The 13,995-nt window shown below is 38.7% G+C and carries 17 protein-coding genes; 1 reads left to right on the plus strand and 16 read right to left on the minus strand.

Translation table 11 applies throughout. The features are described from left to right. Positions 1-13 precede the first annotated feature (13 nt). The 5 genes from bshA to ACE1TI_RS06040 are packed head-to-tail and all read right to left on the minus strand — an operon-like array spanning position 14 to position 3,411. Positions 14-1,135 (minus strand): N-acetyl-alpha-D-glucosaminyl L-malate synthase BshA, encoded by a 1,122-nt coding sequence (gene bshA / locus ACE1TI_RS06020; RefSeq protein ID WP_375006684.1) that lies wholly within the window; start codon positions 1,133-1,135, stop codon positions 14-16. Next, positions 1,135-1,839, minus strand: coding sequence for a bacillithiol biosynthesis deacetylase BshB1 (bshB1, locus tag ACE1TI_RS06025; protein WP_375006685.1), 705 nt, complete (start codon positions 1,837-1,839; stop codon positions 1,135-1,137). Before bshB1 ends, bshA begins: the two co-directional genes overlap by 1 nt. Continuing rightward, positions 1,836-2,249 carry a methylglyoxal synthase gene (gene mgsA, locus ACE1TI_RS06030; RefSeq protein WP_375006686.1) on the minus strand — a complete coding sequence of 138 codons (414 nt, stop codon included), beginning with the start codon at positions 2,247-2,249 and terminating at the stop codon, positions 1,836-1,838. Before mgsA ends, bshB1 begins: the two co-directional genes overlap by 4 nt. 12 nt (positions 2,250-2,261) lie before the next feature. Next, a complete protein-coding gene (dapB, locus tag ACE1TI_RS06035; protein ID WP_375006687.1) occupies positions 2,262-3,068 on the minus strand; it encodes a 4-hydroxy-tetrahydrodipicolinate reductase in 807 nt (268 codons plus the stop codon). Beyond that, on the minus strand, positions 3,061-3,411 hold the full coding sequence (locus ACE1TI_RS06040; RefSeq protein ID WP_375006688.1) for a nucleotide pyrophosphohydrolase: 351 nt from the start codon (positions 3,409-3,411) through the stop codon (positions 3,061-3,063). The genes dapB and ACE1TI_RS06040 overlap by 8 nt, the downstream gene beginning before the upstream one ends. 140 nt (positions 3,412-3,551) lie before the next feature. Here ACE1TI_RS06040 and ACE1TI_RS06045 point away from each other — a divergent pair, with 140 nt between their 5' ends. Beyond that, the gene (locus ACE1TI_RS06045; protein ID WP_375006689.1) at positions 3,552-4,427 is read left to right on the plus strand and encodes a YitT family protein; all 876 of its coding nucleotides are present in this window, start codon (positions 3,552-3,554) and stop codon (positions 4,425-4,427) included. Positions 4,428-4,471: 44 nt separating this feature from the next. Here ACE1TI_RS06045 and ACE1TI_RS06050 read toward each other — a convergent pair whose 3' ends face one another. The 11 genes from ACE1TI_RS06050 to ACE1TI_RS06100 form a co-directional block, all read right to left on the minus strand. Next, the gene (locus tag ACE1TI_RS06050) at positions 4,472-5,149 is read right to left on the minus strand and encodes a zinc metallopeptidase (RefSeq protein WP_375006690.1); all 678 of its coding nucleotides are present in this window, start codon (positions 5,147-5,149) and stop codon (positions 4,472-4,474) included. 100 nt (positions 5,150-5,249) lie between these two features. Beyond that, a complete protein-coding gene (locus tag ACE1TI_RS06055; RefSeq protein ID WP_375006691.1) occupies positions 5,250-6,071 on the minus strand; it encodes a sporulation protein YpjB in 822 nt (273 codons plus the stop codon). A gap of 103 nt (positions 6,072-6,174) precedes the next feature. Beyond that, positions 6,175-6,801, minus strand: a complete 627-nt coding sequence (gene lhaT, locus ACE1TI_RS06060) for a lipoprotein heptaprenylglyceryl N-acetyltransferase LhaT (protein WP_375006692.1) — start codon at positions 6,799-6,801, stop codon at positions 6,175-6,177. 54 nt (positions 6,802-6,855) lie between these two features. After that, complete coding sequence (locus ACE1TI_RS06065) at positions 6,856-7,722, minus strand: menaquinol-cytochrome c reductase cytochrome b/c subunit (protein WP_375006693.1); 867 nt, start codon at positions 7,720-7,722, stop codon at positions 6,856-6,858. A gap of 52 nt (positions 7,723-7,774) precedes the next feature. Further along, positions 7,775-8,449: a menaquinol-cytochrome c reductase cytochrome b subunit gene (gene qcrB / locus ACE1TI_RS06070; RefSeq protein WP_375006694.1), complete on the minus strand. Its 675-nt coding sequence runs from the start codon at positions 8,447-8,449 to the stop codon at positions 7,775-7,777. Positions 8,450-8,463: 14 nt separating this feature from the next. After that, a complete protein-coding gene (locus ACE1TI_RS06075; protein WP_375006695.1) occupies positions 8,464-8,964 on the minus strand; it encodes a Rieske (2Fe-2S) protein in 501 nt (166 codons plus the stop codon). A gap of 145 nt (positions 8,965-9,109) precedes the next feature. Beyond that, the gene (locus ACE1TI_RS06080; protein ID WP_375006696.1) at positions 9,110-9,574 is read right to left on the minus strand and encodes a YpiF family protein; all 465 of its coding nucleotides are present in this window, start codon (positions 9,572-9,574) and stop codon (positions 9,110-9,112) included. Between the two features lie 144 nt (positions 9,575-9,718). Continuing rightward, on the minus strand, positions 9,719-10,273 hold the full coding sequence (locus tag ACE1TI_RS06085) for a ReoY family proteolytic degradation factor (RefSeq protein WP_375006697.1): 555 nt from the start codon (positions 10,271-10,273) through the stop codon (positions 9,719-9,721). 83 nt (positions 10,274-10,356) lie between these two features. Next, a complete protein-coding gene (locus tag ACE1TI_RS06090) occupies positions 10,357-11,625 on the minus strand; it encodes a tetratricopeptide repeat protein (RefSeq protein WP_375006698.1) in 1,269 nt (422 codons plus the stop codon). An 18-nt stretch (positions 11,626-11,643) separates the two neighbouring features. Beyond that, entirely contained in the window at positions 11,644-12,528 is an 885-nt protein-coding gene (locus ACE1TI_RS06095; RefSeq protein ID WP_375006699.1) for a hypothetical protein, read from the minus strand. A 295-nt stretch (positions 12,529-12,823) separates the two neighbouring features. Continuing rightward, a complete protein-coding gene (locus tag ACE1TI_RS06100; RefSeq protein ID WP_375006700.1) occupies positions 12,824-13,927 on the minus strand; it encodes a prephenate dehydrogenase in 1,104 nt (367 codons plus the stop codon). Positions 13,928-13,995: the final 68 nt, after the last annotated feature.

Genomic DNA, 13,995 nt, shown 5'->3' on the forward strand with positions numbered 1-13,995 from the left:
TTTTCGCCGCCTTTCACGCCTCAAGGTATATCGTTTCATATTGCTCCACAATCAGAGACGAAGCAAATACTTTGCGTACCCGTTGTTCACTAGCCTTAGAAAATGACTTATATAATGAACCATTATTTAAAAGGTATGCTCCACATTCCCCAGCTGATTGTGTATCACCAATAGAACAAAGATAGCCGGTTTCATTGTCCTGGATGACTTCTGGTATACCTCCTGCATTTGTTCCAATGACAGGAACCCCGCAAGCCATTGCTTCAAGTGCAGCTAAACCGAAGCTTTCTTTTTCTGAAAGCAGAAACATTAAGTCAGCAATATTTAAGTAGTCTACTACATTCTTTTGATTGCCTAAAAATAATACACAATCTTTAACTCCAAGCTCTTCTGCCCGTTTAAAAGCTTTATTCCTCTCTGGTCCATCCCCGATCATTAATAATTTCGAAGCGCATTTTTTCTCTAAAACAGAAAAAGCTTCCACAACGTCTACTACTCTTTTTACTGGACGAAAATTTGAAATATGGATAATTACTTTTTCTTCGTCCTGAATTCCATACGCTTGTTTTAGTTCAGCTTTTGAAAATTCAGGATGGTAAACTCTTTCGTCTATGAAGTTGTATATCGTATCAATTGGCTTTGGAGTATGAAGCATTTCCTTTGTTTGAGAAGCGAGTGCATCTGACACTGCTGTGACCTTATCAGAACGATCAATTGCATATCGAATAATTCCTCTTAATGAGGGGTCATGACCTAATACCGTAATATCTGTCCCATGTAACGTTGTAACTACTTTCACATCTCGATTCACCATTTCTTTAGCAAGCAATGCACATACTGCATGAGGCACTGCGTAATGTACGTGTAATATATCCAATTCTTCTCTTTCAATTACTTCAGCCATTTTACTCGCAAGTGTTAGTGAATAAGGCGGATATTGAAATACTTCATATTGATTCACTTCCACTTCATGATAATAAATATTCGGATAAGTCTTATTTAAGCGGAAAGGCAGGCTTGTTGAAATAAAATGGATTTCATGGCCTTTCTCGGCTAACAATTTACCCAATTCTGTTGCTACTACACCCGATCCGCCTACTGTCGGGTAACACGTAATACCAATTTTAATTCTCATCATGAACTCCTTTTCGGTACAACAGAAAAAACGAGCGGAGACCCTTTTTTAAAACCTTCGGCAAATAATACACCTGCTTCTTTTCCAAATAGGAAATCTCTTGCGCGTACACTTTCTATGTAACGATCGTTAAGAGGCGTTCTGACACTTCCATCCCTTTTTATAAACTGACTTTGATAGGAAGTCAGTGCTTTTTCTTTTGTTTTTTGAGTATGAGAAATATCAATAAAAAAATCAGGAACTGAAAAACCATTTATAAAATAATAATAAAGAGATGATGTTTTGTGAGGTTTAAGATCAGAACCCGGGAATTTACGGATTCCTGCATCAAACACTGCCTCTTTTACTAAGTGACAGCAATCGCCATGGTCTGGATGCCTGTCTTCATAATAAGGAGCGAATACGACATCCGGCTGCAGTTCACGTATAAGCGTGATCAGATGAAAATATTCGCTGTCGTCACATTTTAAAGAGCGGTCCGAAAAATCAAGCTGGAACCTTTTTTTCACTCCCATTATTGCCGCAGCTGCTTCTGCTTCATGCTGACGCTCTTCTACTGTACCGTTGGAGGACAATTCCCCTTTTGTCAAATTACAAATATATACATGACCACCATTCTGTGAATGCGACGCAAGCGTTCCGCCCATTCCTATTTCAACATCATCCGGGTGTGCTCCTACCGCAAGTATGGTATCCTTTTTCACTTACTTTTCCGCTCCTTTTGCATTATCTTTCTAAATTCGAAAAAACCATGATTTAACCCTTTTACTAATACTTCAGCTGTTGCCATATTGGTTGCTACAGGTACACTGTGTACATCACAAAGCCTGATTAAGGCCGAAATGTCAGGTTCATGCGGCTGAGCCGTTAAAGGATCTCTAAAAAATAAAATGAGGTCTATTACTCCATCAGCCACTAAGGACCCAATTTGCTGGTCACCGCCGAGAGGGCCCGATAAATGTTTTGTAATGATAATTCCAGTTTCCTGCTCTAGTCTGCTTCCAGTTGTACCAGTAGCATGGAGAGTATGCTTTTCAATAATAGGTTTATAAGCTTGAACAAAACGAATAATATCTTCCTTTTTTTTATCATGAGCAATTAATGCTATATCCAATAAAGCCCCCTCCTACTCCATTATATTTTCAAGACCATAAACGAGGGTTTTTATATTCCACACCGTTTCTACCGCTAATTTTACTCCAGGCATAAATGATTGGCGGTTTAGTGAATCATGACGGATTGTAAGCATTTGACCAGACCCGCCGAACATAACTTCCTGGTGGGCAACTAATCCGGGTAAACGTACACTGTGGACTCGCAAACCGTCTACTTCAGCACCTCTTGCTCCGTCCAATTCTTCTTGTTCTTCCGGATGGCCCTGTGATTTATGAGGTCTCACTTCATTTATCAAAGCAGCTGTTTTCGCTGCCGTGCCAGATGGTGCGTCTAATTTGTGATCATGATGCATTTCAATGATTTCTACATCAGGAAAATATTTTGCAGCCATTTGGGAAAACTTCATCATCAACACTGCACCCACAGCAAAGTTAGGGGCAATGATTGCTCCTATTTCCTTTTCTTCTGCTTTTTGACGAAGTCTTGTAATATCTTCTGGGGTAAACCCAGTTGTTCCCACGACAGGCCGTACGTGGTGATCAAGTGCTAATTCAAGATGCTCTTTTCCTGCTGCAGGGGTTGTGAGATCAATCAGCACATCAGCCTCTGTTTCTTCTAAGCATGTTTCCATATCATCATATATTACAGCATCTTCATCTGGCATGCCTGAAAGCTCTTTAATTTTTTTTCCATTATTTTTCGAATCTACAGCTGCTGCTAGGTGAAAGTCTTTTGTTTCATGCACCAGCTGTACAGCTTCTTTTCCCATTTTTCCTCTTGGTCCTGCAATAATAATCCTTGTGGTTAGGTTACTCATTATGACTTGTCCTCTCCTTCTCTTTTTTTGTCCAGCGATCTGCATCTCTTGTTTGAAACTTTTCCATAACGAGTTCAAACGCTTCATCAAGATTGATATGTAAGGAATTTGCAAAGCAAATCAACACAAATAAAATATCTCCCATTTCTTGTTCCAGGGATTTCTCTGTTTCCGTTTCTTTTTTCGGTTTCTCGCCATAGTAATGATTGATTTCTCTAGCAAGTTCACCTGTCTCTTCACTTAGTCTTGCTAGCATAGCAAGCGGGCTGAAATATCCTTCTTTATATTGTGAAATATGCAGATCTACTTCTTTTTGCATCTCTTGCATTGTTTTTTTCTGCATGTCCATCCCTCACCTTCCATTTAATCGTATCGAATTCCATATCATTTGACAATATTAGTGAATGTTGCCCTATTCATACGTTTTCCTTATAATGGGATAGTATTTATAGAACTCTTCTTTTTATAGAAAGGAGAAGGTTTGTGTCATATACAAAGCACATAAAAAATTCATTTTTTATTTTGCTTGGATCTGCAATTATGTCTTTTGGCCTCGTATATTTTAATATGCAAAATAACTTAGCTGACGGGGGATTTACAGGCATTACACTCATCCTGTATTTTATATTACAAATAGATCCTGCTTATTCAAACCTTTTTTTAAATATTCCCCTCTTCTTCATCGGATGGAAAATTTTAGGGAGAGTCGTATTTTACTATACTATTATTGGCACGATTGGGATTTCTATATTTTTGTGGGTCTTTCAAAAATACCCGGTCCTTCACCTATCCTTAGAAGAAGATATGACGCTTGCCGCATTATTTGCAGGTCTGTTTATAGGAACTGGACTAGGGATTGTATTTCGTTATGGCGGAACGACCGGTGGAGCAGATATTTTGGCCAAATTAGGTTTTCGTTACTTAGGATGGAGTATGGGAAAAACTCTTTTCATTTTTGATGCGTTTGTTATTACCTCTTCTCTTGTTTATTTGGATTACAGAGAAGCAATGTATACACTCGTTGCTGTATTTGTAGCTGCAAAGGTTATAGATTTTATACAACAAGGTGCATATTCGGCCAAAGCCTCCTTTATCATTTCAGAGAAAACATCAGAAATATCACGGGAGATTCTTCAAGAAATGGATCGGGGTGCTACTGTCTTAAGAGGAAAAGGATCCTTTACTGGCTCTGAAAAAGAAGTGTTATATTGTGTTGTTGGAAGAAATGAGCTGGTAAGGCTTAAAAATTTAGTTGAAAAAGTAGATCCGCACGCTTTTGTCACTGTAAATGATGTTCAGGATGTCATCGGAGAAGGCTTTACCTTAGATGAAAACAAAAAACCAATTCATTCTAAGTAAATAAAACAGCGCAAGAGCCTTATAACGACTCTTGCGCTCTTTATTTATTCTTCATTCATTAAAAAGTACATATAAACAAAGCGTACAAGTTCCAGTACTGCAACAAGTGCAGCAGCGACATACGTCAGGGCTGCAGCATCAAGCACTTTTCTTGTTTCTTTTTCTTCATCATTTCGAATAATCCCTGTTGATACGATTTGATGCATAGCACGATTACTTGCATTAAATTCCACCGGAAGTGTCACTAATTGAAACAACACCGCAGCTGACATGAAAACAATTCCTATGAGCAAAAGTCCGCTAGCTCGAAACAATACACCAGCCAAAATTAAGAAAAACGATAAGTTTGAACCAAGATTAGCGGCCGGCACAAGGCTGTGACGAAAACGAAGAAACGCATAATCTTCCGCATCCTGAATGGCGTGCCCCACTTCATGAGCAGCAACTGCCTGCCCTGCGACGCTGGTGCCATAATAATTATCTTCTGACAGTCGAACCACTTTAGCTTTAGGGTCGTAATGGTCTGATAACTGCCCTTTCACCGGTTCCACATCTACATCAAAAATACCGTTCTCATGTAAGATTTTCTTTGCTACTTCAGCTCCGCTCATCCCAGAGGAGTTCGAAACCTTAGAATATTGTCGATAAGCTTTTTTTACTTTCATTTGTGCCCAAATCGGAATGATTAATAATGCTGCAATATACACAATCCAAAGTCCCATTTGTTTTACCCCCTCCAATTATACTTTTAATTTAATTTTATTTAAAACGTCAAATAAAGTCAATAAAGCTGCACTGCAGAGTGTGACGGTAATTTGAACGTTAATCTCTTAAATGCTGCCTTTGTTTTTCTCCTTTATATTTTCTCCATCCTACATAAGTTAACGATACAAATATAGCGCTCCCAATAGACATCATTACTATCCATAAGGAAGGATCAGCTCCAGATTGTTCCTCTTCAGAAAGTACCTCTTGGAACGAGGATCTTAGTTTTTCTATTTCTTGCGCATCTTTTGACTGAAGCCAACCTGAATTATGATCCAGGTAACGAACAAAAGAAATAAAGGGCAAATAACTCTTCTCGTTTACTCCTGTATATATTGCGGGCCTTATCATTTCAAATTGTGCCTGCCAGCCTTGAAAAGCCTGCCGGGCTTCATTAATTTGTCCTTTTTTAACTTTTTCTTCTATGTCATCAAGCATAAGTAATAATCTTTCTGCCGATTTTTTCCATAACGGATTTTCCTGACTAATTACAGCATCTACAGTAAGCCAAAAAGAAAAGACATATTGAATTCTCTGTTGTTCATCAAGTTCGGTCCTAGTTACACCTTCACCAGCACGGTCAAAAGCACGAAACAATTCGGACATTTGATTTGAATTCATATTGTAATCATCAAATGAGACCGAAGGGAAGTGAACAACCATCCATTCATGAATTTGTTTAGCTTCCTCATATTTTCCTTCCTTTACCAGGTCATACATTAACGAAGCCTTCTCGTCCATAACTTTCATGTCTAAAGCAGCATGTTCTTCTGCCATAGTTTGTCCAATTGAACAAAGAAATAATGACAATACGAAAAAAACAACGAAAACATATTTGAGCAACGTACAATCTGAACCGTACGAGCAATTAATTTTCATAAAAAAATCCCTCCTATCTCCTCGTCCCATTCTATGAACAAATGGACAAGAGTAGACCGGAAGGGGAATCTTTTTCAAATTGATTTGTTTCAATTGAACATATTTAAGGCAGGTCCAAAGTAAACCTGTTTTTTTTCACGCCTAATAAATAGGTGACTGTAATAGAAAAGATGCTCAGCCAAAAAGTAAAATAACCTATGTGAGTTATATAATCACTGATCGAAGGAGATACCCAGGGGTACATTCCATAAACATAATCAATGATATCATTGTGCAGCGTCCATAAAGCTGCAGCCATTATATGCCATACTTTAATTCTGTAGAAAGGTGAATACAATACTGCTTGAATGGCCATACCCAAATGAGAAGCAATCAACATATAATTCTGCCAATTTAATTCATCTCCAAAAATACCGCCTGCTATATTCATGACCACAGCCCATAACCCATATTTTATAAGCGTTATAGATGCCAGGGCCTCTAAAAATCCCGCATTTTTCTTAAATAAAAATAATAAAAGTACTACACAAAAAAACAAGCTGGCAGTAGGACTGTCCGGCACAAATACTAAAAAGATGGGAGGGGTTATTTCAAGTTGAACTTTGTACCACCAATAGCCGTAAATAGTACCTAGTATATTTATTATTAGTAGAAGTATCAGCATAGAAGGCATCCCTAAAAATCTAATAAGAAGATTCAACTTCGGCCACCATCCGTTCTTACTTGTCATGAAATAAGCTGCCCCTTTTTAAATAAGGGGCAGCTGTCACTTATAATTACTGCATTATTCTTCAGCTTCACCATCGTCTTCTGTCTCTTCGGCCTCTTCTTCTCCGTTTTCTTCATCCTCGCCATCATTTCCTTCTGGGTTACCCCCGCTGGCAATGTATTCAGCAAGAATATCAAGTTCTTCTTCTGAACCATCGAATTGGTCAGCCGGCATTTCACCAATACCGTTAACAGCGATATCCTTAATAGAATCAGCGTCATAAGAAACATCAAAGAGAGGCGGTCCGGCAGATCCTGCACCTTGAAGCTGATCACCGTGACATCCTATACATCCTTGATCGGCAAATATCTCGTAGCCTTCTGCTTCCGTATCGACTTCTTCTACAGCAGCTTCTTCTTCTTCATCCAGCATTTCACCTTGCTCTGCTGCTGCTTCCCAGTCATGATGGTCTACAGATTCCCAAGTCAGATAAATGGTCGCAAGTACAGCTAAAATCATTAAACCAGAAGCAACCGGTCTTTGAGAAGCTCTTCTTCTCGGTCCATTATCAAGCCATGGTGCAAGTAAAAGTGCACCAAAGGCTAAGCCGGGGATAATCACCGCACCGATTACGGTGAAGTCACCAGCAGCATATTCGTATTTCAAAAGCTGATATAAAAACAAGAAGTACCAGTCCGGCAATGGTATGTAACCGGAGTCAGTAGGGTCCGCCATCCGTTCTAATGGTGATGGATGTGCTACTGTCAAGCATAAATAACCAATTAAAAAAACTGCCCCAACCAGCCACTCTTTCAGTAGAAAGTTAGGCCAAAATGCTTCCGTTTTACCCGGGAATTCCGAATAGTCTTTCGGAATGTTTGGTTTTCGCTCGGCAGGCACGCGGGAATCCCCAACAAATTTCATACCTTTTCCACGATGCATCGGTTTCCCTCCTTATAGATTCTGTCTAATCAATCATTCGTACCTGCAGCACTTACAACGGTCCTGAAATACCTTGTCTTCGAATCATTATAAAGTGAGCTGCCATTAAACCCAGCAAAGCTCCAGGCAAAAAGAATACATGGATTGCAAAGAAACGTGTAAGTGTTTGGGCTCCTATAATTTCCGGGTCCCCAGCTAATAAAGTTTTAGCTAAAGTACCAACCAGCGGAACACTTTCTGCTATTTGCAGCCCAACTACTGTTGCAAAATAAGCTTTCATATCCCATGGGAGCAAATAACCTGTAAAACCTAAACCCAGCATAACAAAAAAGATAAGTACACCTACCACCCAGTTTAATTCTCTAGGTCGTTTATAAGCCCCGGTAAAGAAAACGCGCAAGGTATGTAAAAACATCATCACTATAACGAGACTAGCGCCCCAGTGGTGCATGCCGCGTACGATAAGCCCAAACGCTACTTCACCTTGCAAATATTTGACCGATTCGTAGGCGTTTACAATATCGGGTACATAGTACATAGTTAGAAACATCCCGGACAAGATTTGAATGACAGTAATAAAAAATGTCAATCCTCCAAAGCAATAAACAAACGCTGAAAAGTGGTGAGCAGGGTTTACATGCTCCGGCACTTCATGGTCAGCGATGTCACGCCACATTGGAGTAATATCCAGGCGTTCATCTACCCATTCATACACTCGTTGTAACATAAATGACGCCCCTCCTAAATTTGTGGTTCAGCTTTTCCAAGGTAGACCGTTCCATCTTGCACCTCAACCTGATATTTATGAAGCGGCTCAGTCGGCGGAGTACCTTCAATATTTGTGCCGTCCTTTTCAAAACGTCCACCATGACAAGGACAGAAAAATTGATTAGGATGATCTTCATTAGCATCCCAGTTTACTGTACAGCCTAAATGAGTACAAGTTGGTGAAAGAGCTACAATTTCGTCTCCTTCTTGATAAATCCAAGCTGTTTCCGTTACTTCCGATGTGTACCAGGCATCTTGCTGCTCGTAGGAAAAGTCAAAACGCTGCGGTTCCTCTGTCAGGTCATCAACTTCCGCCACAGCATTCATATCACCTGCAGCCCCAGCTTTCAGCACAGGATCAATCGCAAACCTTGCCATCGGCAAAATCATACCTGCAGCCATAAAACCTCCAACACCTGTGAGCGTATATGTCAGAAACTGACGCCTTGATACGTTATGTTCTTTCTCACTCACCACATATCCCCCCCTGCTATATAAGTTCGGTCCTCACGGACGTATTTTCACACACACTTTTACAAAACTAGGACATACTCATGATAGCCTAGTATTGAATATACTGTCAATCTTTTACGGACCCATTTTACGATCAATTTCGAACTTATGGATTATTTTTCCATTCATCCATCACTAAGGGAACCAACTGTTTTATCTGTTCCGAAATCACTTGTTTTTTGTACTCGTTATCCATGTTTTCTATAGGTACAAGAGGCATCCATACTAATAGATCTTCTATTTCAGCTTCCACTTTTTTCCACGATGGGTCAGATGTTATCAAAATGACATGCTTTGTACCCTCCTTTTTCATCTGGCTGATCCATTTATCAAGGCCTTCTTTGCAGACGGCAATACTATCTTCTTCTAGGTAGGTATAAGGCGGGACTAAAAGCACCCTCCCTTTAAACTGTCTCTCAATCTCTGCTGTTATAACAGTAATAAACTCACCCATAGCAGCACTTTGACGAATTCCATTCCCAAAGTTTATCGGTAATAATGGAATAAGGGCTGTATCAATGTATTCTCTCTCATTAATGAAGAAAAGAATATCTTCTGTTGTCCATTTCATATTTTTACCTGCTTTCTATTAATTTATAAAAAACACATGAAAAAACTTGGCTTGCCGCCAATTTTTACTGCAGAAGCCTTAGTTAATAATGTTATAAAGAAAAAGCTGCCCTTAAAAGGACAGCGCCTTAATTGTATACTATATCTAGTAGTCACCATTGTGCTTTAGTTTTAACAATTCTTGACTGTATGCATAAAATTCTTCTTTATTTTTTGTTTCAAGGGCGTTATCTATTTTTTCTAATAAAGATTTTTGTCTAAACTCAGTTAATAACCGATTTAATACTATATCTGCTGCTACCTCTAATAAAAGCTTTTCTTGTCCATGACCAGGTAAATATGGGTTCTCTTCTAACACAGAGACATAATGACGTTGAAACTCTGCTTCTTCAAAATTAAGTTGCACGTACAATTCTTCATCCGGATGAAGACGGATATCATGGAAGGATCTTTCAGCATCCATTGTAACATATTGATGCTTATGAAACGAAAAAGGAATATCGCCAAGGTCCTCGGCTGATAAAATAATCGCCTTAGGACAGTACTCAGCTTTCTCTACAAAATGAACATGCTCGAGCAGATGATTATCGCTTAGGAGATAATTTAAGATCCAAGCATATTCTCTTCTCTTAATATGCCGACCTTTTAAAAACCATTTTAAAAAATCTCTCTTTTCCATTATAGAAATAGCATTGTTCACCTCTAACCCCTCCTGATTGAATTGCAGCACTCTTACATATTTACATTATAATTCGACGGGCATTCCTTCATTCCTGTCCTTTCTTAAAAAAAATCGTTTTCGAGTTCACTAATATACTGGTGAAGCGATTCATTGGAGGGGTCAAGTGAAAAGGCTTTTTTGAAAATTTTTAAGGCCTGTTCCCTATGTCCCATCTCTAATAAAAGCTTTGCGTATTGATCAAGAAATTCTTCATTATCCTTCAAACCTGCAAAAGCTTTTTCAAAAGCTTGATTTGCTTTTTTAAATTCCTCTTTTTCCCATAAAGCCTTTCCATAATACCAGTCGAATTGGGCATCTTCTTCACCGATATCTTTTAAATAGCTAACAAGATCTTCTATCGATTCATAATCTTCCTGTTCGAGCCACAAGGATAAAACAGAGTTGGCAGCCTCCTGGTTGCCAGGATTAATCGATAGGGCTTCTCTCAGTCTTTCTTCTGCCACTCTTTCGTTCCCTAACGCCATTTGCAATTTACCGGCTTCCATAAACAATACATCGTTATACTCATCAACAGAAAGACCCTGTTCAGCTGTTTTTAGTGCTGCCTCATAATTTTCTAAACCTTCATAGGCACGAATTAAGTATGGGTACAGAGTAACAAAATCAGGATCTGTTTCTTTAAGCTTTTCAAATTCTTTTGCTGCCAACTGATAGTCTTCCAATTGAAGTGCTGTATAACCATAACCAAACATAGAATGCGGATCCTTTTTTTCTTTTAAGCCCTTTTGATAATAGTTTAGAGAAGTTTCAAATTCTCCGGTAGCACTATATGCCTCAGCAAGTCTTAAATCTAAACCTCCTTCAGGAAATTCAAATCCATGCCTTTCTGCTTGTTTTAAATATGGTATACTTTTTGCAAAATCACCTCGTTCTAGATAATAATCTCCTAAACCAGCTAAAAGAACGGGTTCATCCGGAGCTTTTTGCAAAGCATCTTTCAATTTGTTTTCTGCTACTTCATCAAGGCCCTGGAGCTGATAAAGATCCGCTAGAAGCATTTGTGCTCTTAAGTAAGCTTCATCTTCTTCATTTACCTCCAACAACCACTCAATCGCTTCATCTTCCTCGTCCATTTCAATAGCAATTTCTGCGGCCATAGTTAATAATTCGCCTTCTTCTGGATAATAACTAATTAATTCTTCAAGTAATGGTTTTGCTTTATCGAGTCTTCCAAGTTCTTCATATATTTGAATTAGATCATACTTTTCCTGGTGGTCTGCATTTTTTTCAAATTTCTCCAGACTCTCCAGGCCCTTTTCTACCTCTCCTGATTGAATTGTTTTAATTATTTCCTCAAGGTTAATGTGCATTCAAAACCCTCCAACAATTTACACTCCATTTATAGAACGAAGGCGTCCTGGGAAAAGATCATTACAGCACCGGCCAAATCCTTTTGTTGGGTAAATTTGCTGGCCTGCTTTTAATATTTCTCCCCTTAATACTACAATTTCTGGTTCTTGTCCCCAAATCGAAGACGCTTCGCTATCTTTTTCTGTCACTGTTCTTTCGTTGTCATAGTATAACAAATAATCCGCATCTCCTCGAGCAATTGTTCCTTTGCGCGGATAAACTCCGGTAATCTGCATTTCATTCTTGCTTAGAACTGCTCCACTTTCAAACGTGACCACATTAAAATGTTCAGACAGAGCTTCTTCCCATTTCAGTTTGTTTTCTAAGTCAATTTTGGAATCCGGAGGCGGGAAACGAAAAACAAAACTTAATGATGACGGTCCTACAGCTTGTTTAATCCAATCCCAAGGAACATATTTACATTCCTCTAAAGAAGTGAAGTAAACTTCTAAAACCGGATAATTTTGTTTTTTTAAATCACGCACTACGCGAGGTGTGAATTCTTTGCTATGAATGGAAGGAACAAGTATATAATCGATAGGAGCATCTTTTAAACTTGATAAAATTTCCTTCGTATTTTCTTCCAGCTCTTCTCTTTTTAAGATGGGCATCATTAATAGAGAGGTAGTGATACCTTTGCAGATCATTCTTGTCCACTTTCTATTACTTCCCTCTCGGCAGAACTCTTCAACCTTTCCTCCTATTGCTACTTTTGCCGGTTCGATAGAAAAACCAGCTGCGTTAACTCTCAATACTTTTTCGTACTGATGGCGCCCTCTATATAATATAGATTGATTTTCAATTTTTATATTAATTATCCCTCCGCCTTTATTCACAGCACTAACAAGCCAATATTTCATCATTTCCTCTCCCTTCTACTCTTTTAAACGAAGATATGAGTAAGGGGAAAAAAATATGAACTGCTTGATAGTGCTTATGCATACATGAGCAACAAAAAAAGACCCGATAAGTAAACGCTTACAAATCGGGTTAGCAAAAATGCTATTCAATTAAGAGTATGGATAGGAGTGGAGAGAAACCATACGCTACTTTTATTATAACGAAGTGCAGATAAATGTCAATAAAATTTATAAAACTTTTTGTACTTCATACAGCAAACTACCCTGGCACACCGCCCTGATAGTTTACTGTACTCGCTTATTCGATAATATATGTTTCATATAATGCATTCTCTAAGTTTTGACGACCGTCTTCTCTGTCTTTGTCAGAACGGAAGGTAAGCTGCAGTACTCCCATAATATCCTCTCTTGTTTCGATGATACGAATATTAGTAATACTGATACCTGCTTTTCCGAGAATTCCAGTAACATCTGATATGACACCTGGATGGTCAGGTACATCAACAAACAAATCGTAAAACGATGGTAAGGCGCCCTTTTCCTTCACTGGAAGGCCGTCCCTGAACGTTTTAGCCGAATTGAAATACTCTAAAATTTCATCCCCGTTTTCCTCATGCAGTAATTGCTCGACTTTTTTCATTTCATCTTTCCAATTATAAAGCAGCGTTAAAATAGTGTCTTTATTGTGTAAAAGAATATCTCTCCACATTACCGGGCTTGCAGAGGCAATACGCGTAATATCACGAAATCCACCAGCGGCCAGCCGAGAAACAAGTTGGTCTTCTTTCTTAGTATTTTTAACTTGGTGTACGAGCCCTGCAGCGATGATATGAGGAAAATGACTGATTAAACCAGCAAGTTTATCATGCTGCTTTGGTGTTAATTCAATAAAACGTGCTTTGGTACCTTTCAGCCAGTTTTGAAGCTGAATAATTTTATTAGTATTGGTATTAACGCAGGGAGTCAAGATATAAAATGCATTTTCAAATAAATGTGATTTAGCCGCCTGAACACCGCTTTTATGCGAACCCGCCATTGGGTGACCACCAATAAAAGTAACACCTTTTTTGTATAAATGCTTTGCTTTTTGAAAAATTCTTTCCTTTGTACTCCCTACATCTGTTATAATCGAGCCTTCTTTTAAAGGAAGGGTCTCTAATTCTTCAATAATGCATTCTGTTTTTGTAACTGGAACGGCAATAATGATTAAATCTGCACCTTCCACTCCTGCCGCAACCCCTGAGGCAGTATCATCAATCACTTGAAGTGACTGAGCTAGTTTTAATTGATTCTTATCAATATCAACACCAGTTATATGTACGTTATGTTCTTTCTTTATAGATAAGGCGATAGAGCCTCCAATTAAACCCATACCAATAATACATATCTTTCGTTTATCCAAGCCTACCCCCTCCTTCTCTCTTTCCTTTTCGAGGCAATATAACGTTTCTCTCCATTCAAAAGGCAGCA

The sequence above is a fragment of the Alteribacillus sp. JSM 102045 genome, assembly GCF_041949975.1.
Lineage (GTDB): Bacteria > Bacillota > Bacilli > Bacillales > Marinococcaceae > Alteribacillus.